The sequence below is a fragment of the Streptomyces sp. NPDC001219 genome, assembly GCF_053597915.1.
This window is the reverse complement of record NZ_JBSFJF010000095.1, coordinates 1-21,238: the sequence shown is the minus strand read 5'-3', so window position 1 is coordinate 21,238 and position 21,238 is coordinate 1. Positions and strand designations below refer to the sequence as shown.

Sequence of the window (21,238 nt, the reverse complement as noted above, 5' to 3'; positions counted from 1 at the left end):
GGTACTGCAGGGGGGACCCTGTGGGAGAGTAGGACGCCGCCGAACAATCTTTGTGGGGAAGCCCCGCACCTTATGGTGCGGGGCTTTTTCGCGTTCAGCGTTCGATACGCCCTCTTCCATGCGCCGGTAGCCTGCGCTGGCTCTACGGGTTCATCCGTCGGGGCTGTCGGAAGGAACGGGGCGGATGCGGAAATCCGGGCGCACAGAGGTGCTCCAAGAGCAGGGTGGCGGCCGTCCCGCCGCTCGGATTCGGCTCCGTTGCACATGACACTGCTACGGAGAGCCGGAGTGGTGGCTGGCAAATGAACTGAGCCGACGGTAGCGGGCCATTGACAGTCTGATCCTGCAGACGTGAAGGACGGCGTTTGCGTACGCTCTGGTGGCTACGTTCGCAGCGCGCCTTCTCGCTGCCGTGGGGCTACACATGTCCGGGGCGAAGATCAGATTCCGTGGGTGCGGGTGGCGCCCAGGACACGTCCTTTCTCGCGCAGCCATGGGTAGCGGTGTGTCGTCTGCGATGGCGGCGACAAGCGCGTCTCCTTTGCCTTCGGCCCCTGCGGGGGCTGGATGATGTCGCCCTTGCTGAGGGCGGCTTCGCCAGCTTTCCGTTCCTCGGCTGCCACTCGGTGCCGCAGGCTGGAATCGACCACTTCGTGGATCTGCGCGCCGGAGTCGGGTGAAGCGAGTGCCGAACGAGCTGCCACGAGCTGGGCGAAGTCAGGTCGGTCTTCGCTCTCGTAGACTCCAAGCGCCGGGGCAGTGCGCCCAGTGCGCAGAGGATAGAGGCGCTTCAAGCGTGACGTGGCCCATACAAGCAAGGTGCGATGTCGGTCATGGCCGTCCCGTCGGGCAGGTCCTCGGGGTGGACGCGGGCCGTCGATCTAGGCGGGCCGGGTCGCGCGGTGCCGTGTATTCGCCTCGGCTTTGAGGTGCCTTACGTGGTACGCCTCGGCGTAGTGGGTGAGTGCGGACCTGTTGTATCGAGATTCCTCAGTCCAGTCACCGTTGCCTGGCCGTTTCTTGCTCGGCGAGGTGCTGGTGCTTGGCTCCTTCGCCTCGTAGCGTTGCCTCTTTCACGATCTCGCGGAGTTGGTCTTCGGAGGCGGCCCATTCACTGGCGCGGTGGGTCTGGCCGCCGCTGAGCATGATGCGCAGGCAGTCGGAGGGGGTGCAGTTATGGCCATAGTGGGGTGCTGACCCAGGACCACTTCTTGGTCCGCGTCGTTTCCCGTTCTGTGGGCGTGTGCTCGTCGCCGCCTTTCCCCTGGCAGAAAAGAGCCGACGGTCTGCCCCAGGGGCAGGTGATGATGAAGCGGTGTGTGCGCAGGACACAGGTAGAGGCAGAGTGCGCTGTGCGGGGGCGCGATTTCGCCAGACGGAGGTCGCGATGTGGTCGGTGATCGACCGGCTGATCAAGGGTGGCACGAGACCCCGGTTTCCGTAACCGGGGTCTGGTGCTACTACGCGGATGGTGAGGAACAGTTGCCTCGGGCGAGGGCGTCCACGGTAGTGTGCCGCCGGTCGTGGCGGCGCGGGGTGTGCTGTTCACCCGGCAAGAAGATCGCCGTCGGTTCTGACCAAGACCGGGAGCAGGGCGTACGGGGTATAGGTGAGGAGGGCAGTGCCGCGCGACAACAGCGCGCGCAGGTCGGCAGGTCTGTAAATCGCCCATCATGCTGCCGTAGCGGCGCTGCTCCCGTCGCCAGGTCGGCTTCTCGGCGTGCTACCAGTGCAACTTCAGTCCTCCGATGCCACGGTGAGGTCGATGCCGAGTTCCTCGGCGAATGCCTCGATCTCGGAGAGGGCCGTGCGGAGATTGCCGACGACCGAGGCGGTGAGCTCGGGGACCGAGACAGAATCCGAGGCAGCCGGGTCGATCAGGCCGATGTCCAGGTTCACGGCGGGGTCGGCGAGGAGAGGACCCGTCTGGTACGCGCGGAAGCGGTCGGATTCCTCGCGGTGTGAGTGGTCCGGGTCCTCAGGCGAGAATGCCCGCTTCTCGAAGTCGGCCAGGTGTTCCGGCCTGAGCGGATTCTGCTTGAGCGTGAAACGGTTCCCGGTGCGCAGGTCGTAGATCCAGAGCTGGTCGGTGTGCGGTGGGTCGGACTCTTCGCGGTGGCTGGGGGCCGCGTCGAAGAAGAGAACGTTCGCCTTCACACCGCCCGCGTAGAAGATCCCGGCAGGAAGCCGAAGCATCGTGTGCAGATGGTAGTTGGTGAGGAGCTCGCGGCGGATCTGGGCACCCGCACTGTCTTTACCGCCCTCGAAGAGGACATTGTCAGGGAGGATTACGGCCGCCCGGCCGCGCTCGGTGAGCAAGGTGCCGATGTGCTGAAGGAAGTTGAACTGCTTGTTGGTTGTGGTCTGTTCGCCTAGCCAGAAGTCGGGGCGGTGGTAGGCGATGTCCTCGCGGTCGCCACTGTCCTTCTTGCCCACGCCGGTGATCGCCAGGGATGACTTGCGGCCGAAAGGCGGGTTCGCGAGGACAACGCTGGCGAGTTCGGAGGGCGGCTTGGCGAGCGCGTCCCCGACTTTGATCAAGGACTTGCCGGTGGGGTCGCCGAGTTTGTGCAGCAGCATGTTCATCGCGGCCAGGCGGGCGGTTGACGGCACGATCTCAGTGCCCCAGATGCCACCGGTGCGGAGACGCTCGTAGACCTCGTCAGGAATGTCATCCGTGGCGTACTCGTTCAAGATGTATGCGTGGGCGGCGAGGAGGAAGCCGCCGGTGCCGCAGGCCGGGTCTGTGATCGTGTCGTATGGGGTAGGCCGCATGCAGCGGACGATCGACTCGATCAGTACGCGCGGAGTGAAGTACTGGCCCGCGCCGGCCTTAGTGTCCTCCGCGCTGCGAGCGATCAGGGCTTCGTAGGCTGCGCCCTTGATATCGGTGCGAGAGCCGTACCACTTTTCCTTGTTGATCAGGTCGGAGACCAGACGACGGAGGTTGGCGGCGTTCTCGATCCGGTTTCGAGCCCGGTTGAAGATCAGGCTTAGGGTCGTCTCCTGGCCCTCGGGGGCACTGTGGCCAAGGTCGGTGAGTAGCGCGGTGTATGCCTTCTCCAGCAGCTCGCCGTCCACGTCGACGAGCTCGTGCCAGCCGCGCTTCTGCCACTCGGGGGTGGTGGGGAGGATGTGCTGGTGCTCGGCAGGGTCGCTGATGTGCTTGTTCAGCTGCTCGATTTCGTCAGCCATCTTGAGGAAGACCAGAAAGCTGAGCTGTTCCAGGTACTCCAGGCTGGACACGCCGTCGTCGCGCAGGACGTTGCAGTAGTTCCAGAGCCGGTCGACGAGCCGGCGGGCTTCCGGATTCACGAGCTGAACTCCAGGGGAAGGACGGTCTGTTCGCCGGACGGGAAAGTGGTTTCCCGCCGGGGCGGGGGAGGAGCCGAGTCGGCTGCCGACTGCTTGCTCTTCGCGTTCTTCGCGGCTCGGGCCGCGCGGCGGACGGCCTTGTTCTCGGCCTCGGCGGTTTCGCGCTCGATGCGGATCCGCTTGAGGAGCTCCTCGGCGGGTTCGTCGTTCGCCGGGTCCTGCGGGACGAGGCGGCCGGCGAAGGCGTGGGCGAGGAGGGCACGACGGAGGGCGGCGTTGTCGGACGCGGCACGGTCTAGATTCCGCTCGATGCGGTCGAGGGTGGCTAGCCGATGTTTTGTCCTGTGGATGAGCTTCCGCTGTTCGTCGAGAGGGGGAACGGGGAACTCGACGTTCTTGAGACGGGCTCCGCTGAGATGCGCGAGATTCGTCGTGATACGCACTTCCCGCATGAACCGGCCTGCGTGCAGATGACGGCGGAAGACCAGGAGAGCCCAGCCGGGCAGGACACCGGGGCGTGCGCGGAATCTGAGCAGGCTGTTGGTGAAGGCGACACCGTCCGGGATACCCCTGTACATCGCGGGGCGGCCCACCAGGTGCGGGCTTTGGCCCTCATTGAGCAGGACGTCGCCCGGCTCCAGACGGTACTTGCCGAAGGCGCCCGAGAAATCCATGGACTTCACGTCGGTGGTGTCGATGCGGTCCTCGAAGACGTTGGCGACGCGGAGATACGGGCGCAACTTCGGGCCGTCGTGCCAGTCGGGGTGGCGGGCGCGGCCGAGTTCGACAGTGCCTGCCTGACCGGTGGTGGTTGCCTGCCAGGTAGAGGGCCACTCGCTTTGGTCCGGGACAGCGCCTAGGAGAACGGCTTTACGCAGGACGGACAAGTCCCGGCGGGCTTGGGCGACGGATTGATTCACGGAGTCGAGCCGGGCCATCCGAGCTTCGAGCGCGGCGGCGATACGGTGTTGCTCGGCAAGCGGTGGAACCGGCACCGGCCAGCCTTGCAGCTTGGCCGCTCCAAGGTGGTGGATGCCAACGCCACGGGTGGCATTGCCGAAGCCGCCGCCGGCTGCCACGTACCAGAGGTATCGCAGAAAGTAGCGTGGCTCACCACCACCAAGCCGAACCCGGAGCAGGGTGTTCTGGAAGCAGCAGTCCTCGATTTCGCCGCCCCACAGCGCGGGCTTGCCCACCTCGCTTGCGCTACCAGACGCCTCGTTGAGGATGATGTCGCCGACGCGGAGTCGGTACACATCGGCTTCGTTGTCCGTGAAGTTCATCTGCTTCACATCGTCGAGGCGTAGTCCGTTCCAGTCCACGTTCGCGGCACGGATATACGGACGCATCTGGTCGCCCTGGGCGTGCTTGGGGGAGCGCTGACGTCCGAGCCGCACCTCAGCCACGTCCCCTAGCGTCGCCCACGCCCACCCTTCCGGCAGCCGCTGTGCCTCCGCCTCAGCCGCCGCGACCGCTCTGCCGTTCACTAACTCACGCACCCAGTTCTCTGTCCAACTCGTTCACGAGCTCACCCGGCCGCCACCGACTGTCCTCGAAGGCATCCACGAAGGCACCGAACCCGCCCGCGTGCAGCCGCGGCCCCTCGTTCAGCGACGACACGCTCACCGTCGCGTTCGCCGCGACCACATCCACGACCATCCGCAACCACTTCAGTTGCTGTTCGTCGAAGGTGACGCCCGCCGTCTCCTGGCGGGCCAGCCACCTGTCCAGACGGTCCTCCACAGTACTGCGATATGGCCGAAACTCGTCTCCATCCAGCCCTAGCTCGAACCGCATCACGGAGAGAAGTTCTACCAGCCCTGCGCCTCGCCGCCGACCGCCTCGGGCTACCCCCAGGTCGACGTACGCCTTCCAGATCCGGGCCTCGGTCCACTCAGGTCGCGTCGCCCGGACACTCACCACCAGATCCCGCATGGCCGCAAGCACCTCGCTTGGGGGCAGCCGCTCCTGGAAGGCGATGCGGAGAGGCAGAATCTCATTCTCGTGCTTGGCGATATAGGCTTGCCAGTCTGTGACGATCTGGCGCGCTTCTTCCTCGTCCTGCAGACCGCGCGCCTCGATCAGTGAATCCTGGTTGATGTGGTCGACGTACAGCCAGCTGTCGCGGGCGGCGTCGAGCAGCGCGGCACGCAGGGCCTCGCTGTCCACCAGTGGCCGTACCGCCGCGGCAAGGTCGTCGGCCTCGTCGGGGACCGTGACGCCGCGTGCCCGCGCCTCTTCACGATGGTCGGTGTCCGCGGCCCGCACCAGACCACCGACCAGTCCCTCGTATGACATCTCCTCGCCGAGCAGCTCCTCGATTGCCGCCAGGGCGGCCTCATCGAGCCGTTGCCCGAGCCGGCTGAGCCGCCCGGCCAGGGTCGCCGCGTCGTCCCGGTGCAGAGCACGCTGGTCTCCGCAGGCCCGCAGGAGGCGCTCCAGGCTCGGTACGGGAGCCTCGTCATCGCGGACCAGGGGGCGGGAGTCCGTCTTGGGGTGCTCGGTGACACCCACCGCGTCGACGATCACGAATCGGTCTTTGTGGACGGCGTCCCGGGTGACCTTGCGCAGCTTGCGGTCCTCGATGGTACGTGCGCCTCGGCCCTTCATCTGCTCGAAGTAGGACCAGCTCTGGATGTCTCGCATGAAGACCAGGCATTCTAGGGCGGGCACGTCTGTGCCGGTGGCGATCATGTCCACGGTGACTGCCACGCGCGGGGTGCGCTTGGTGCGGAAGTCGCTCAGGGCCTTCTTTGGGCGGGTAGCCTTGCTGGTGATCTTCCGGCAGAACTCGTCACCGGCCGCGAATGCCTCACGCACGGCCGTGACGATCGCATCGGCGTGCAGTTCGTTCTGAGCGAAGACCAAAGTCTTCGGGACGGTCTCACGGGGGCGGATCTCGCCGGTGTCGCGGTCGGCGACCGGAGGGAAGATCTCGGTGAACAGCTTGTCCCGAAAGGTCTCGACGATGGTGCGGATCTGGTCGGCGGACCGTACACGGTGGTTGATCTCAGCGGGTGCGTAAGGGTCGTCCTCGGCCATGGTGTGCCAGTGCTCGGCACGCGTCTCCTTGTGGATTTTGGAGATGACCGAGTTGATCCGTTCCAATGTGCCGTCAGGGCGCCTGGTGTCGAGGGTTTCGGGGATGGTCGCGCCGCCCTGGGAGATCCTGGTGGTGATCTTGTAGACGTCATAATCGACGTTGACGCTGTCCGCGACCGCTTCCTGCTGAGTGTACTGGGCAACAAGGTTGCGGAAGAAGCCGAAGGTTTCCTGGACCGGTGTCGCGGTCAGGCCCACGATGTGAGCGTCGAAGTACTCCAGGACCGGCCGCCAGCGGCCGTAGATCGAGCGATGACACTCGTCGACGACGATCACGTCGAAGAAGTCGGGGGGCAGCTCCTCGCGGTAACCGACCTGGGCGAACTTGCCCGCGAGTTTCGCCGCCCGCTGGGTCTCGAACTCCTCGTCCTCCGGGTCAGGCATCGGGATACCGGAGAGTTTGCACCACAGACGCTGGATCGTGGAGATCACGATCCGGTCGGACTCCGCTACATCGCCCTGGGTGAAGTGGCGCAGTGGCAGCTGCTCGTGGAGAGTTTTCTTCGAGCCGAGCGGGGCGTAGCCGCGGTACTCGTCGCGAGCCTGCGCACCGAGGTTGTGGCGGTCGACCAGGAAGAGAACCCGGCGGGCGCCGGCATACTGCAGCAGCCGGTACGTGGACTCCACCGCCGCGTAGGTCTTCCCCGCGCCGGTTGCCATTTGAATCAGTGCTCTCTGGTCGCCCCGGGCGAAGGACTGTTCCAAGCCCTGGACGGCGCGGTACTGCGCAGGCCGCAGTCCGGGCAGGTCCCGCTTGCGCCGACGTAGGAGCGGTCGGCTGGGAAGCGCACGCATGCGAGCGCGCAGCGTGGGGGCCTCGGTGTACCGCTCCGCATCCCGGATCCAGCGCTCCACTGTCTCGGGCCGGTGCGGCGCGAAGATCCGGCGGCTGCGGGCGCTGCGCTCGGGGGCGTCGGCGGGCAGGGTTCCGTCGAGGAGCTCGGCGTCGAGCAGATTGCGGAAGAACCAGCGCGAGCCGTCCACCGCATAGTGAAAGGGCAGGGGCAGTGCGTTCCGCCAGGCACGGTCGGCATGGCGGCCTGGGATCTGGGCGGCCTGCTCAGCCGCGGCGTCGAGCAGGTCCTGCTCGTTGCCCCGAGCGGGCCCGGCGGCGACAATCCCGCACAGCCGACGATGCACGTACAGCGTGAAGAGGACCAGGGTGGGCGAGATCGGAGAGCGTACAGCCTCGTGGGCGACACCGAGCTCGCGCTCGCCGGGCCCGTACACCCGCCAGCCCGAGACGGCCAGTGCCGACTCCGCTGTCCTGGCCCATTCCGGTGCGGTGCTGCTCATGGCCCTCCCCTGTTCTGCCCGGTCCGTTGCCCGTACACCGATTACAGCAGCCGATGCACGGGGCCTGGGAGCATACGTAAGGATCAAGCCCGGGACTGCCGCTGTCACATGTGGTCCGTACAGTGGGCCACATCACAGCTGGCATACGCACAGTGACGCTGAGGGAAGGACAGGCCGGTGTACGTAGCGGGGCTCAGGATGGACGGGGTGCGTGGCTTCCACGGGCCACGCGCCTGCGACCTCGACTTCGTCCGGCCGGGCGGCGGGTACGCCGGCTGGACGGTGATCGCCGGACGCAACGGGTCGGGGAAGACCACCCTGCTGCGCGCTCTCGCGCTCATGCTGACCGGTGGCCGCCGGGCGCACCGGCTGGAGCCGGAGTTGGAGGAATACCTGTCGTACGAAGCGTCCACCGGCATGGCGGAGGCCGTTGTCCTCGCTGATCCGACTGTCGACACGATGGCCCCAGGTGGAAGCGGGGCGCTGGTGGCCCGGCTCGACTGGCGCCCTGAGCAGGGCGCCGAACTGCTCGGCGAGGATATGGCGGGCTTCGAGCCGCCCACCGAGGTGGTCTTCACGGCCCCCCGGCCGATCACCGCGGCCCTCTGGTCCTCCGTACCGCCACCCGGCTGGTTCTGCGCCGCGTACGGTCCCTTCCGGCGTCTCACCGGCACGGGTCTCTACGAGCGTGCCCCGCAGCAGCTCGACCGGGACGCCTCGCTCCGTACGCTCTTCGAAGAGCAGTCAGCCCTCACCGAAGCCTTCGACTGGCTGCTCTCGCTCCATCTCCGCTCCTTGGAGGAGCGCCCCGGTATCGGTGACCTCAAGGCCGGGGTGCTCCGGCTGCTCAACGACGGGCTGCTGCCGGATGGCTACCGCATTGAAGACGTGGACTCGGAAGGGATGTGGCTCCGGAGGCAGGAGGACACCGGCCCTGAGGGCGCCCAGATCGAGCTGCGGCGGATGAGTGACGGGCAGCGGACCGTGGTCGCCCTGGTCCTGGACATTGTCCGGCAGATGCACGCAGCATACGGGGGCCTCGCCTTCGAGGAACGGGCCGGTGGCACAGTGGTATTGCCACACCCGGGTGTGGTGCTCGTCGACGAGGTCGATGCGCATCTCCACATGTCCTGGCAGCAGCGCATTGGACAGTGGCTCACAGCGCACTTCCCGGCGATCCAGTTCCTCGTCACCACCCACAGCCCGTACATCTGCCAGGCCGCGGACCCGGGCGGGTTGATCCGAATGCCGGGGGTCGGGGAACAGGAGCCGCCACGAGTGGTGGGCAATGACCTGTATGGGCGGATCGTGCACGGGACGGGGGACGACGCGGCGCTCTCCGACCTGTTCGGCCTGGACTCCCCGTATTCAGACGAGGCACAGAAGAAGCGCCAGGAGCTTATGGACCTGGAAATGCTGATGGTGACCGGCAGGGCGGACGATGTCCAGCGCCGTCGCTATGCGGAGATCCGGGACGAGTTGTCGAGCTCGCCCGTGGCGCGGGCCGATGAGGTGATGGCACGGATGGCGCGCACCTGGGGCGGCCATCCGTGATCCCCATTCGTAGACTGCCGCTCCCCGAGGCCCTCGAGCGGCACATGGCCGAGCGCACGGCGGATGTCGCGAAGGTGCCTGAAGAGAAAAAACGTAAGGAGGAAGCAGCTCAGCTCTGGCGCAACAAGACGGTACGCCGGGAGATCAGGGCTCCTGCACGTGCGGTCCTCTCGGAGATGGCCCCGGGCATCGACGGCTGCATGTACTGCGGAAACCACAAGGCCACGGACGTGGAGCACTACGAGCCGAAGAGTCGCAGACCGTTGCGTACCTTCTGCTGGTTCAACTACCTCTTGGTCTGCTCGGAATGCAACAGCGGGGTCAAGGGAGCCAAGTTCCCTCTTGACAGGCTGGGGCAGCCAGCCCTCATCGATCCCACCCGTGAGGACCCTTTCCGTCACCTGAGACTCGTGCTGCCGATCTGTGCCTACGTCGGACTCACGGAACGGGGACAGAAGACGATTGACGCCCTGAAGCTGAATGAGCGGCAGCTCCCCGAGTCCCGCAAGGACGCGCTGGACCGTATCGGTACTCTCCTGTTCGGCTGGACTCACGCGGTGGCGGCCGGCGACGAACGGTGGCGCACCGGCATCGTCCAAGGAGTCCGGGAGCACCCCTATGCTGATGTGGTGCAGGCGTTGTTGAGGGAAGCGGAAGCGGACGACGCAGAGGCGTACTTCCGCGAGTACCGATATCTCCTGCCACTGTTGCGGGACTCGCAGTTGAAGACGGAGTTGGCGCTGCCCTCCCCGAGATGAGGGACAGGTGCCGACGAGTCCCTCTGCTCCCGTGCTTGACGGTGGCTCGCGTGCGCGAAGCATCCGGTGACTACGTTCTTGACATCGCCGGTTCGGCGTGGCTGTGGGCGCCTCAAGCGGCCTGCCAGTCGCCGGAATGTGTGACGCTGGTTTGGCCCGCTGCTGGGCTGGTCACGGGCGAGAACGTTGATGGTACTGATCCGCCTCGATCTGAGGACTCGGGCTCAATGACTAGTCGTCACATGGAAGAATCACCCGAGGTGACTCGGCCCAGGAAATCCGCCGGGGCCTGCCAGGGAGGGGCGAAACATGGGAACCAAAAAGGCCGGGGGCGGCGAGGATGTCATCCTCCAGGTGCGGCAGGTCGAGAGAGCGCTGCGGACCGTTTATGTGGATACAGGCATCCTTCACGACAGTGACCTGGACGGGAAGCCGCAGCAGGAGCGAGAACCACGCCTGCTTTCACGGGCGTTGACGGCTCAGGCCGTACGCATGGTCACTGGTTTCAGCCCCAAGGAGGCGGCAGACACCGTCATCGACGGTGTGGCAGACCAGGGCATCGACGCCATCGCCGTCGTGGACGGCCCCGATCCGCACGTCTACTTGGTTCAGGCGAAGTGGAGTCAGTACGGCAGGGCCAAGAGTGAACGCGAGGCCGTTCTCGAGTTGCTGGCCGGTCTCAGGCTCATCGACGATGAGGAGTTCGCGGCCTTCAACCCGCGGGGCCGTCGGCTGGCCGAACAGGCCAAGACCTTGATGTCCAAGGGGCCCGTGACCATCACCCAGGTTGTCGTACTCATGCGTGCTGACGACGTACTTGAAGGCTTCCGGCATGCGCTGATCGACGGCGAGAAGGAGTTCAACCGATACGGCGAGGTCCTCGACCACCGTATTATCCTTGCCCCTGAGGTGTGGGCCTCGGTGCGTAACGACTTGGCGCCCAAGTCGGTCGACCTGGACGCTACGCTGTTTCCCTGGTTCGCAATCAACTCGCCTTACGACTCCTACCAGGGAGTCGTAACGGCTGAGCAGGTGGCCGAATGGGCCGACCACGGGTCGAACTTGTTCAACTTGAACATTCGCAATCCCCTTGGTAGGACGTCGATCAACAACGAGTTGATCGGCACGCTTACCGGGGAACCGGCCTTGTTCTGGTACTTCAACAATGGCGTCACTGTGCTGTGCGAATCCGTGGAGAAGGTCCACCAGTCCATCCGGACGCCCCATACCTTCCCGCTCACCCTGAAACTGCGCAATGCCAGCGTTGTCAACGGAGCCCAGACTGTCCGGTCCGTTGCCGAGGCGGTTGCTGATGACGAATCCGCGGCGACTGCGCAGGTCCCCGTACGCGTCATTGTGACTGGTAAGGAAGCGGACTTCGCGAAAAGAACCACTCAGGCCACCAATCGGCAGAATCGTGTGGAGCCTCGCGACTTCATCGCCCTCGACCCTGTCCAGGCCGCCATTCTTGAGGAGATGCGAGCGGAGCTGGGGCTGGAGTACAGCGTTCGCCGCAGTGAGCTGGACCCGCCCGAGGACACTGGGTGCTCCGTGGTCGAAGCAGCGTGCGCGCTTGCCTGTGCCCATCGCGACTGCCAGTACGCGGCGCGCATCGCCGCCACTCTGGATGTCCTGTGGGAACGGGGTGTGCAGGGCATCTACGACGCGTTGTTCCGGCCACAGCCGGGCGTCTATCTGCTGTGGAACGCGGTGCAGGTCCTGCGAGCTGTGCGCCGTAGTTTGCACCGGCTTCGCTTGCGCTACGAAGGACGCGGTGCTGCTCTCACCGAGCACGGCACGTACCTGATCTCCCACCTCGTCTTCCGGCGGCTGGACACCGAGGCCATTGACGAGCCGGACCCCAAGCAGGAATGGGCGTCCGCAGCGGTCGAGCGAGTTCCGGCGCTGGTCGAGGAACTGTTGCCCGTAGTCGTTGCGGCGATAGACGAGCTCTACACCGACCGCTCGCGCATCCAGGCTGTTTGCGCAGATGTCGTTCGCTGCAGGGAAGTGGTTGCCCGAGTGCTCGACGCCGTCACCACTCCAGGAGGCCGGCCCAAGCCGGACAAGTATCTTCGTGTGCCGGCGAAGCGCAAACCCCGACGCCCCAATGCCGTGCATGTCCTCATCGATCAGGGTGGACTTGAGGAGGGTGCTCCGCTCACCCTCTCCACGGCCTATCCGCTGGAGGCCGAGGCCCTCAAGAGCTGGCTGACTGAGGACGAGAAGCGTGGCCGGGCCACCTGGACCAGGCACCGCACTAAGCCGATTCTCTGGGCTGCCGATGGCAAACAGTATGCGCCATCCGGCCTGATCACCCGGATGTGGGAACTGGCCGGATGGGAAAAGCGACCCGTGGCCAACCAGGGCACCGCCCGATGGGTGACCGCCACCGGAGAAACTCTCGCTGATCTGGCCTGGAGGATCCTTGGTGATCTCGAAGAACCCGACGAGGACGAACTGGCCGCACGCGACTGACGAAATCTGTGGGGGCGTGGCCGCGCAGTCCGCCCCCTCGGAACCGCATTGGTGCGCCCCAAGGTGCATGACGCAGTGGCCGACAGACGTCGTGACGTACGGCCGGCAGGGGCGTCGGCGAGGTCGAAGGCGTACAGACGGCTGAGGCGCCATCGAACGTGACCGAGGCGAAGCACGACTAAGGCGACGGACGAGGAAATGGCACGGGATGCCCCGATCGGCCGGAACTGGAAGGTGCAGTTCGGTGCCGATAGGCGAAGGGCCCCATCGCCGTCATACAGCGAAAGGGCCTGTCGCGCGTGCGCGTCGCGTGCAGGCGGGACGTCGACCGGGATCGGTTTCCGCCCGCCGTCGTTCCACTCCAGCGTCGCCCCGCCAACCGGGGCGACGTCAAAACGCCCCTGAGATCAGCCCGCCGGAGCCGGGTAGGTCGGGTACTCGACGCCGGAGACGTGCTGGACGACGCGGATGACCTGGCAGGAGTAGCCGAACTCGTTGTCGTACCAGAGGTAGAGGATGGCGTTGTCGCCCTCGACCTTGGTGGGGCCGGCGTCGACGATCGAGGCGTGGCGCGAGCCGATGAAGTCGCTGGAGACCGCGTCGGGGGCCGTGGTGAAGTCGATCTGGCGCTTGAGCGGCGAGGTCAGCGACACGTCGCGGAGGTAGTCGAGGACCTCCTGGCGGGTGGTCTCGCGGCCGAGCTGGAGGCTCAGGATCGCGATCGAGACGTCCGGCACGGGGACGCGGATCGAGCTGCCGGTGATCGTGGCGTCGAGGTCGGGCAGCGCCTTGGCGACGGCGGAGGCGGCACCGGTCTCCGTGATGACCATGTTGAGCGGCGCCGAACGACCGCGACGGTCGGAGTTGTGGTAGTTGTCCAGCAGGTTCTGATCGTTGGTGAACGAGTGGATGGTCTCCACGTGGCCGCGCAGGACGCCGTACTCGTCCGCCATCGCCTTCAGCGGCGGCACGATCGCGTTGGTGGTGCAGGACGCGCAGGACAGGATCTGCTCGTCCGGCTTGATCATGTCGTGGTTGACGCCGTGCACGACGTTGGGGACGTCGCCCTTGCCCGGGGCGGTCAGGACGACCTTGGAGATGCCCGGCTGGAGGTGCTTCGACAGGCCGGCGCGGTCGCGCCACTTGCCCGTGTTGTCGATGAGGATGGCGTTGTTGATGCCGTACGACGTGTAGTCCACCGACGTGGGGTCGTCGGAGTAGATCATCTTGATCTCGTTGCCATTGGCGATGATCTTGCTGTTCGCCTCGTCAACGGTGATCGTGCCCTGGAACTGGCCGTGGATCGAGTCGCGGCGCAGCAGCGAGGCGCGCTTGACGATGTCCTGGTCGCCGCCGCCGCGAACGACGATGGCGCGCAGCCGCAGGCCGTTGCCGGAGCCGGCCTTCTCGATGAGCAGACGGGCGACGAGGCGGCCGATGCGGCCGAAGCCGTAGAGCACGACGTCGCGCGGCTCACGGCGTTCGATCTTGTTGTCACCCGTGGCGCCGGCGACGGCCTCGGCGGTGAACTCCTCCACCGACAGGCCGCGGTCGTCGGTCCGGTACGTCTCGGCGAGCAGCGCGATGTCGATCTGGGACGGGCCGAGATCGAGCGAGGTCAGAGCCTGGAGGAACGGCATCGTCTCGGTGACCGAGAGCTCCGTTCCGGCGATCTGCCGGGCGAAACGGTGGGTCTTGAGGATGCTGACCACCGACTTGTTCACCAGGGAGCGGCTGTGAAGCAGGACCGTGACGTCCCGCTCCCGGTGCAGCTTCCCGATGATCGGGATCATCGACTCCGCGATCTCCTCGCGGGTTTTCCAGTTGGTGAACGAGTCGTCATTGACAGTCACAGGCTTATCTTTCGAGCTAGGCGGTGCTCATATGCTAGCGCCCCGCCACTTTAATCATTCAAACGGTCCCGGCTGGGGTGGGGCCCCGCGACCGGGCGCCGGGCGACTTCGGCACCAGTAGGGCTGTGACCTGGGGTGTAGGGGTCGAGTTTGTGCCGATCTGGGGGATTGGTCGCCTCGGTGTGATTCTCGTGACATGGGGCGGGGCGGCTGTGCTGCGCCTTGCCTGTCCACGGCTCCCTCTGGCTGGAGGCAGGTGCGGGCGCCCGGCCGAGCGGTGTGATGGGGAGCGGGGCGTCGGCGGAGAGCTTGGGGGCGGAGGTGCGGTGCGCGGGGGTGCCGGTCCGCCGGCCAGTCCACCGCGCCCGGGAGTGGCCGGCCGTCCTTGTGAGGGCGGTTCGCCTAGTGTCCGGCCAGTTCTCCTACGACCTGTGGGTCGAGGCCGGTGAGTTCGGCGATGCGGTGTGGGGGGAGTCCGGTGGCCAGGGCCTGGCGGACGAGGCGGTCGCGGTCTTCTGCGGTGTGGCGGAAGTCCAGCAGCTGTGCCTCGATGCCGGCGGTGACGTCGGTGGCGCAGGCGCGGCGGACCGCTTCGGTCTCCTCCGTGCTGAGAGGAACGGGGAGGTACTCGGCCTCCTCGGGGATCGCGGCGCTCGCTTCGGGCGGCAGGATGCGTACCTGGTCCGACTTGAGGGTCGTGTCGTGGGCGTGCAACCAGCCCTGTACCGCGGGGGTTTCCAGGCAGTCGAGGCTGCCCACCGCGGCCAGAGGCGCTCCTACATGGGCGCGCATGCCGGGGAGAAACAGGATGAAGGCGTCATCAGCCACGATCGAGGGTCGCTCTCGCGTCGTCATCGACAGGGGGCCCGATCCTAGCGGCTCCCCCGTGTCCCGAGCTCTGCTTCGCGGGGGACACGGGGTGCTTCGCGCGCGGGTGTCCTACGGGAGTCCAGGTGAGCCCGGTCGCCAGGGGGGGCGGTGGTGTGGAGTCCGGTCCGCCATTGGCGTGGGATGCGGGGCCGGCTTCCTGTTCGCTGGGGCCGGTGAATTCCTGAGGGGGAGGCGGGAGCGGCGGGGGTATTTCCGACCTCCTGGCGTGGCATTGCTTGCCGAATGGTGGTCGGGGGTGGGGGCCGTGCCCGTGCGGCAAAGGTGGCGGGGCGGGTTGGGCTGTGTGGTGGTCGCTGTTTTGGAGATCTGCGCCGGGGCAGCAGAGCACTGTCGGGCGGGTTGGCGAAGTGGAGGGTTTCGTGACCGGCTCCCGTTGGGCGGGAACAGCGGTGAGGCGGAGCCGGCCTGCTTTTGTGTTCGCTTTGAAGGGATGTTGTATGAGTGCCAATGTCTGGGGATATCTTCCTGATTCCGGATACCGGGCGGGTACGGTCCTCGTCGGATACACCGTCGAAGCTGTCGACGGGAGCATCGGCAAGGTGGACAAGCATTCTGACGAGGTGGATTCCGCGCACCTCGTCGTAGATACCGGCCCCTGGATTCTCGGGCGGCGTGTCGTGTTGCCGGCCGGCGTCGTGACCGGCATCGACCAGCAGGAGCAGAGGATCTACGTGGGGCGCACCAGGGACGAGATCAAGGGCGCGCCCGAGTTCGAGCGTCCCGGACATGAGAGCAGTGCGGATTACCTGCATCAGGTCGGGGTGTATTTCGGGGGATTTCCTCTGGTGTGACGGGTGTTGTGTGGTGGGGAGCCCCTCGCAGGGGGGCGGTCCTGGCTCGCCCCACTGCCATCGCCGCCGGACGCCGCGCGCAGCCGGTGCGCGCTGCGGCTTCGCCTCCGTGGCGCCCTCCCCCCCCCCGCCCCCGTGATGTCCTTCCTGTGACGTCTTTCACCGGAGCCATGGTGCGGCCTTCCGGCCTGCGTGCCATGGGTGGGCAGGGCGGGGGACGGGCCGGGGCACGGCGCGGAATCATGGAGAGTGCGGAGTGAACTTCGTGGTCCGGGGAAGCCGTCAGAGAACCTTCTCGCCGAAGTAGCCTTTTGCGTGGCCCTCGCAGGGGGCGGCGGGTGAGCTCCAGGGCGTTGTGGTCGATCGGGCGTGAGGTGAGAGGTGTGACGGGCACGCAGCAGACCCCGGTGAACAGGGCGGCGGAGGCGCGGGACCGGGTGCAGGAGTTGCTGAACATGCACCGCCCGCGGGTCGATGAACTCTCCATGATCGACGCGCTGCTGGTCACCTCGGAATTGGTCACCAATGCCCAGCGCCACGGCGGGGGACTCGCCGATTTCTCCGCCCGCATCGCGTCCGGTCTTCTGGAAGTCACCGTCGCAGACCGCAGCCCCCGTCATCCCGCCACGGCCATCGGACCCGAGAAATACGGGGTCGGTGGATATGGGTGGCCGATGATTCAGAAACTCACGTCCTGTGTCGTGATCGTTCCCGCTGTCGACGGCAAGGCCATTACCGTCACCGTCCCTCTCAGGTTCGACGGCGCGGCCGGGTGAAGGTGCCGTCGGTGGGGCATTCCGTGGTGGGACGGACGGGGCGTGTCATCCCCTCGTAAGGCGACTCGTGTGGCAACTCGTGTGGTCGTGGTGCGGTCCATGCCGATGCCGCCCTGGGGGCGTGTGCTCGGTCTCCCCGGTGGAGGGTTCGCCCGCTGTGACGTCCGCGCGGGGGCCTGAGAGTATTGCGGTCCTGCCGTGCGAGAAGGAAGTGCCCCGGCCGGCCGTGCCCGCCCGGAGGGTGGGCGAGGGATGCAGCGTCACGCCGGCGGTCCGGGGCATTGAGGTGAAATGGTGTGATGCAGGGAGTACCTGTAAGAGCGGCCGAGGCGCGCAACTTCGTGCACGACCTGCTGCACAGGATCGGCAGTCCGGTCGATGATCTGGCCCTTGTCGACGCCCTCCTGGTGACCACGGAGCTGGTCACCAATGCCCAACGGCACGCGGGCGGGCTCACCGGCTTCACCGCGCACGTCGTCGAGGGGTACCTGGAAGTGGCGGTCGAGGACGGCAGCACCCACCACCCCGTCGCGGTTCCTCCGGTGGACCCCAGCGGCGATTCCGGCGCCACACGGGGTTACGGCTGGCCCCTGATACAACGGCTGGCCCGCACCGTCGACATCACCGCGACCGTGACCGGCAAGACGATTCGTGTGACCTTGCCCCTGTGAACCCGTCGGCCCGGCCCCGGACTCCGTGCACCGGCCGGCGAGGGGAGCCGGGAAGTTGCCCCGGGGCCTTCGATGCCCCGGGCGACGATTGCCATCCGTGGTGTCCGTGCGGGAGGGTTACCGAAGGGGAATGGTCTCTGCCGGTTCGGTGAGGTGATGGGGTGTACGGGGTGAGCCTCGCGTGGTGACGAGTTCCGAGGCGTCGGCCGCACCCGCGTCGGCCGCACCCGCGCCCGCTGCCACCGCATCCGCTGCGCTCGAACCCGCGGCGCCCGCGCCCCCGGCCGGCTTCGATGCCGGTGCCGTGTGGCGCTCCTGGCGGTCCGTACCCCACCCCGTACTCGTCATCGGCCCGTCCGGTGCGGTGCGCGCGGTCAGCGACGTCGCCGCGCCGTTGTTCCCGGACCTCAGGGCGGGCGCACCCTACGGCGAGGCCGTGGCCCGCTGGCTCGCCGACGCGCATCGGCGCTTCACCGACCCCCTGTGCCCCGAGGGCGACGAGCCGGCGCGGGGCTCCCTCGGGGACCGGAGCTTCGAAGCCCGGCCGAGCCGCGCGGAGAACGGCGACGTGGTGTGGTGGCTGGTCGATGACACCGCCCGCCGGGCGGCGGAGGACGCCCTGCGCGCGGAGCGTGAGCGCACCGCGTTTCTCGCCCAGGCGTCGACGGAACTTCTCGCCTCCCTGAATGTCGACCGGTGCCTGGAGGTCACGGCCCGACTCGCCACGCAGTATCTGGCGGACGCCGCCGTCGTGGTCACCCCGCCCTCCGGGCGGCGGCTGGCGATGAGCTTCTGCGGCCCGGACCGGCAGGTGGTGCGCGACAAGGTCGTCGCCGACCCCGCCTCCGTACCGGGACTGGCCGAAGCCCTCCAGGGATTTCCCCCCGTTCCCTCGCGCTGGATAGATCCGGCAGCCGTGCCGGACTGGGTGCGGCCGTCCGCGCTCGGCGATATCGGCTCGGTGGCGGTCACCCCGCTCCCCGGGCACGGTGTGGCGGCCGGGGCACTGATCCTCCTGAGGCGTTCCGACCACGCCGCGTTCAGCGAGAGCGAGGAGACCTTCGCCCGGCTGTTCGCCGCCCGCGCCGGAGCGGCCATGTCCGCCGCGCGGCTCTACGCGGAACAGGCGGCCATCACCCGCACGCTGATGCGGGAGCTGCTGCCACCCCGGCTGGAGCAGGTGAGCGGCGTGGGGTTGGCCGGCGGTTACCGCGCCTCGAACGACTCCGACCGCGTGGGGGGCGACTTCTACGACGTGCACGCGGGGGCCGGGCCCGACGAGGAGTCGCTCGTCGTCCTCGGGGACGTGTGCGGCAAGGGGCTGGAGGCCGCGGTACAGACCGGCAAGATCCGTAACACCCTGCACGCCCTGCTGCCGCTGGCCACCGATCATCAGCGGGTGCTGCGCCTGCTCAACGGCGCGCTGCTCGACTCCGAACACACCCGCTTCGCCACCCTGGTGCTCGCCTCGGTGGCGCGGCGGGGCGGCACCGTCCGGCTGCGGGTGACCAGCGCCGGACATCCCGCGCCACTGGTCGTCCGCGCCGACGGCCGGGTGGAGGAGGCCGACACCCGCGGGTCCCTCGTCGGCGCGCTGCCGGAGGTGACCTCCACGACGGCCTCGCTCGCTCTCGCCCCCGGTGAGTCGTGTCTGCTGTACACCGACGGGATCACCGAAGCGGTGGGCGGGCCGATGGGCGACGAGCTGTTCGGCGAGGAACGTCTGCGGTCCGCGCTGAGCGAGTGTGCGGGCCTGCCGGCCGACGCGGTCGTGGAGCGCGTCCGGATGCTGGCCGCCCAGTGGGTGGGCACCGGCCGGCACGACGACATGGCGGTGGTCGCCATCACCGCGCCCCCACACGCGCACCTCGGCGCGGTGGATGGCCACACCCCGGGCAGGTACACGGCATGAGAAACAGTGCTTCCACGGGGGCGCCGGCCACCGTCGGCCGGCGCGAGGCGGCGGACGCGGGCCTGTCCAGCCGCGCTCGACGCCGCGCCGGTTCCGCGTCCCTGGGCGGACGGCGGCCGGGCAGGTGTGCGCCATGACCACGTCGCCCGCCTCGATGACGGAAAACCTGGCCGCTCACGTCGAGCACCTGTGGGACGCGGTCTCGGCCGTGGACGAGTACGCGGCCGTCCGCCTGGTGCGTGACGCGGTGGACGCCGGTGTACCGCCCGAGGACGTCCTGCTCGACATGATCGCCCCCGTCCAGCACCGGGTCGGCGAGCACTGGGCGGCGAACCGGATGACGGTGGCTCAGGAACATGCCGCCACGGCCATCAACGACCGGGTCATCGCGGCTCTCGCGCACCACCGGCCGTCCGCCCCGGCGGCCGGGCGCGGACGCCTCACGGTGGCCTGTGTCGACGGTGAATGGCATGCGCTGCCCGCCCGCCTCCTCTCCGAGGTGCTGCGACTGCGCGGCTGGCAGGTGGACTTCCTCGGCGCGCAGGTGCCCGCGCCCCATCTGATCGCCCATCTGCACCAGACTGGACCGCGGGCCGTCGCACTGTCCAGCTCGATCGCCACCCGGCTTCCCACCGCGCATGCGGCGATCACCGCCTGCCAGGCGGCGGGCGTCCCCGTCCTGGTCGGCGGCGCCGCGTTCGGTTCCGACGGCCGCTACGCCCGGCTCCTCGGCGCCGACGCCTGGGCGCCGGACGCCCGTACCGCCGCCGACTTCCTCTCCCGGGGCCTGCCGGAAACCCGGTACCCCGCGCTCGGGCACCAGCCCGTCGACGATCTGCCGCACCTGTCCGACCAGGAGTACTCCCTGGTGGCACGCACCGCCCCACAGCTGGTCAGGGAGACCCTGGCGCAGCTGGAGGAGCGTTTTCCCGCGCTGCGCGACTACTCCGACCGGCAGCGGCAGCACACCGCGGAAGACCTCGCGCACCTCACCGAGTTCCTCGCCACCGCGCTCTACACGGATGACGACGAACTGTTCAGCGGCTTTCTGACCTGGACCGGGGCGATCCTCACGGCCCGTGGGGTGCCCGCACACTCCCTGTACCCGACGCTGGACGCGCTCTCCGCACAGCTCAACGACTTCCCCCGCGCCCGGCGCATCCTCAGCCATGCCCGCCGCACTCTCGGCACCGGCCCCGACCCCGGATTCTCCGCATGACCACTCACCCGGCCGACGACTGCTCCACCACCGTCAGCACCCCGGACGAGCACACCGCCCACCTCCACCCCGCCGGGGACCTCGACCGCACCACCGCGGACGAGCTGCTCGCCCTCGCCTTCCGGCAGATCGCCGCGCAGCCCGGTCTCCGCGACCTTCACCTCAACTGCGCGCGGGTGCGGGCCTGCGACCCGATGGGGCTCTCCGTCCTGCTGGCCCTCCACCGCCGTACCAGCGCCGCCGATATCCACCTCCATCTCGACGACCGTCCGCCCGCCCTGGACCGCCTCCTGACGGTCACCGGCACCCTCGGCCCCCTCACCGCCCCGCCCGGTCGGAGCGGCTCCACCACGGGCTGACGCGGCTCCACCACGGGACGGCCCTCCGCGCTCCGGAGCGCGTCGGCTCGTGGACCGTCGGCTCATGAACGTGCTCGACCGGGGCATACGCCTGGGCACCGGTGCTTCCCGGACCGGCCGGGCGAGGGGAGAGCACGTGGGCGCGGTCGGTTATGGCATTACGGCGAACTAGGCAGTTTCGTTTGGATCAGCTGGTCGTTGGTCTGGGTGTGCCGTTAACAGATGCGCAGTGGGCGCGGATCGAGCCGTTGCTTCCGGACCGG

At 67.8% G+C, this 21,238-nt stretch carries 14 protein-coding genes; 9 read left to right on the top strand and 5 right to left on the bottom strand.

Annotated elements, in window-relative coordinates; all coding sequences use genetic code 11:
* Positions 1-1,737: 1,737 nt before the first annotated feature.
* The 3 genes from ACWC9R_RS33950 to ACWC9R_RS33940 are packed head-to-tail and all read right to left on the bottom strand — an operon-like array spanning position 1,738 to position 7,713.
* On the bottom strand, positions 1,738-3,315 hold the full coding sequence (locus tag ACWC9R_RS33950; protein WP_450737372.1) for an N-6 DNA methylase: 1,578 nt from the start codon (positions 3,313-3,315) through the stop codon (positions 1,738-1,740).
* Positions 3,312-4,802 carry a restriction endonuclease subunit S gene (locus ACWC9R_RS33945; RefSeq protein ID WP_450737376.1) on the bottom strand — a complete coding sequence of 497 codons (1,491 nt, stop codon included), beginning with the start codon at positions 4,800-4,802 and terminating at the stop codon, positions 3,312-3,314. The genes ACWC9R_RS33950 and ACWC9R_RS33945 overlap by 4 nt, the downstream gene beginning before the upstream one ends.
* A gap of 4 nt (positions 4,803-4,806) precedes the next feature.
* Positions 4,807-7,713, bottom strand: coding sequence for a DEAD/DEAH box helicase family protein (locus ACWC9R_RS33940; RefSeq protein ID WP_450737370.1), 2,907 nt, complete (start codon positions 7,711-7,713; stop codon positions 4,807-4,809).
* A 177-nt stretch (positions 7,714-7,890) separates the two neighbouring features.
* On the opposite strand from ACWC9R_RS33940, the gene ACWC9R_RS33935 reads away from it, so the two are divergent.
* The 3 genes from ACWC9R_RS33935 to ACWC9R_RS33925 all read left to right on the top strand — a co-directional run bounded on the left by ACWC9R_RS33935 (position 7,891) and on the right by ACWC9R_RS33925 (position 12,503).
* Positions 7,891-9,267, top strand: a complete 1,377-nt coding sequence (locus ACWC9R_RS33935) for an AAA family ATPase (RefSeq protein WP_450737368.1) — start codon at positions 7,891-7,893, stop codon at positions 9,265-9,267.
* A 44-nt stretch (positions 9,268-9,311) separates the two neighbouring features.
* Positions 9,312-10,025, top strand: coding sequence for a hypothetical protein (locus tag ACWC9R_RS33930; RefSeq protein ID WP_450737367.1), 714 nt, complete (start codon positions 9,312-9,314; stop codon positions 10,023-10,025).
* Positions 10,026-10,334: 309 nt separating this feature from the next.
* Positions 10,335-12,503, top strand: a complete 2,169-nt coding sequence (locus tag ACWC9R_RS33925; RefSeq protein ID WP_450737366.1) for an AIPR family protein — start codon at positions 10,335-10,337, stop codon at positions 12,501-12,503.
* A gap of 407 nt (positions 12,504-12,910) precedes the next feature.
* Here ACWC9R_RS33925 and ACWC9R_RS33920 read toward each other — a convergent pair whose 3' ends face one another.
* Entirely contained in the window at positions 12,911-14,356 is a 1,446-nt protein-coding gene (locus ACWC9R_RS33920; RefSeq protein ID WP_450737364.1) for a glyceraldehyde-3-phosphate dehydrogenase, read from the bottom strand.
* A 402-nt stretch (positions 14,357-14,758) separates the two neighbouring features.
* Positions 14,759-15,184, bottom strand: a complete 426-nt coding sequence (locus ACWC9R_RS33915; protein ID WP_450737362.1) for a DUF6003 family protein — start codon at positions 15,182-15,184, stop codon at positions 14,759-14,761.
* 500 nt (positions 15,185-15,684) lie between these two features.
* Between ACWC9R_RS33915 and ACWC9R_RS33910 the strand changes: the two genes are divergently transcribed.
* From ACWC9R_RS33910 to ACWC9R_RS33885, 6 genes are all read left to right on the top strand, one after another.
* Positions 15,685-16,038 (top strand): PRC-barrel domain containing protein, encoded by a 354-nt coding sequence (locus tag ACWC9R_RS33910; protein WP_362607319.1) that lies wholly within the window; start codon positions 15,685-15,687, stop codon positions 16,036-16,038.
* Between the two features lie 383 nt (positions 16,039-16,421).
* A complete protein-coding gene (locus tag ACWC9R_RS33905) occupies positions 16,422-16,814 on the top strand; it encodes an ATP-binding protein (protein WP_450737360.1) in 393 nt (130 codons plus the stop codon).
* A 299-nt stretch (positions 16,815-17,113) separates the two neighbouring features.
* Positions 17,114-17,485 carry an ATP-binding protein gene (locus ACWC9R_RS33900; protein WP_362607316.1) on the top strand — a complete coding sequence of 124 codons (372 nt, stop codon included), beginning with the start codon at positions 17,114-17,116 and terminating at the stop codon, positions 17,483-17,485.
* Positions 17,486-17,789: 304 nt separating this feature from the next.
* Positions 17,790-19,397: a PP2C family protein-serine/threonine phosphatase gene (locus tag ACWC9R_RS33895; protein ID WP_450737374.1), complete on the top strand. Its 1,608-nt coding sequence runs from the start codon at positions 17,790-17,792 to the stop codon at positions 19,395-19,397.
* Between the two features lie 133 nt (positions 19,398-19,530).
* Positions 19,531-20,616: a cobalamin B12-binding domain-containing protein gene (locus ACWC9R_RS33890; protein WP_450737358.1), complete on the top strand. Its 1,086-nt coding sequence runs from the start codon at positions 19,531-19,533 to the stop codon at positions 20,614-20,616.
* Complete coding sequence (locus tag ACWC9R_RS33885) at positions 20,613-20,975, top strand: STAS domain-containing protein (protein ID WP_450737357.1); 363 nt, start codon at positions 20,613-20,615, stop codon at positions 20,973-20,975. Before ACWC9R_RS33890 ends, ACWC9R_RS33885 begins: the two co-directional genes overlap by 4 nt.
* The last annotated feature ends 263 nt before the right edge of the window (positions 20,976-21,238 follow it).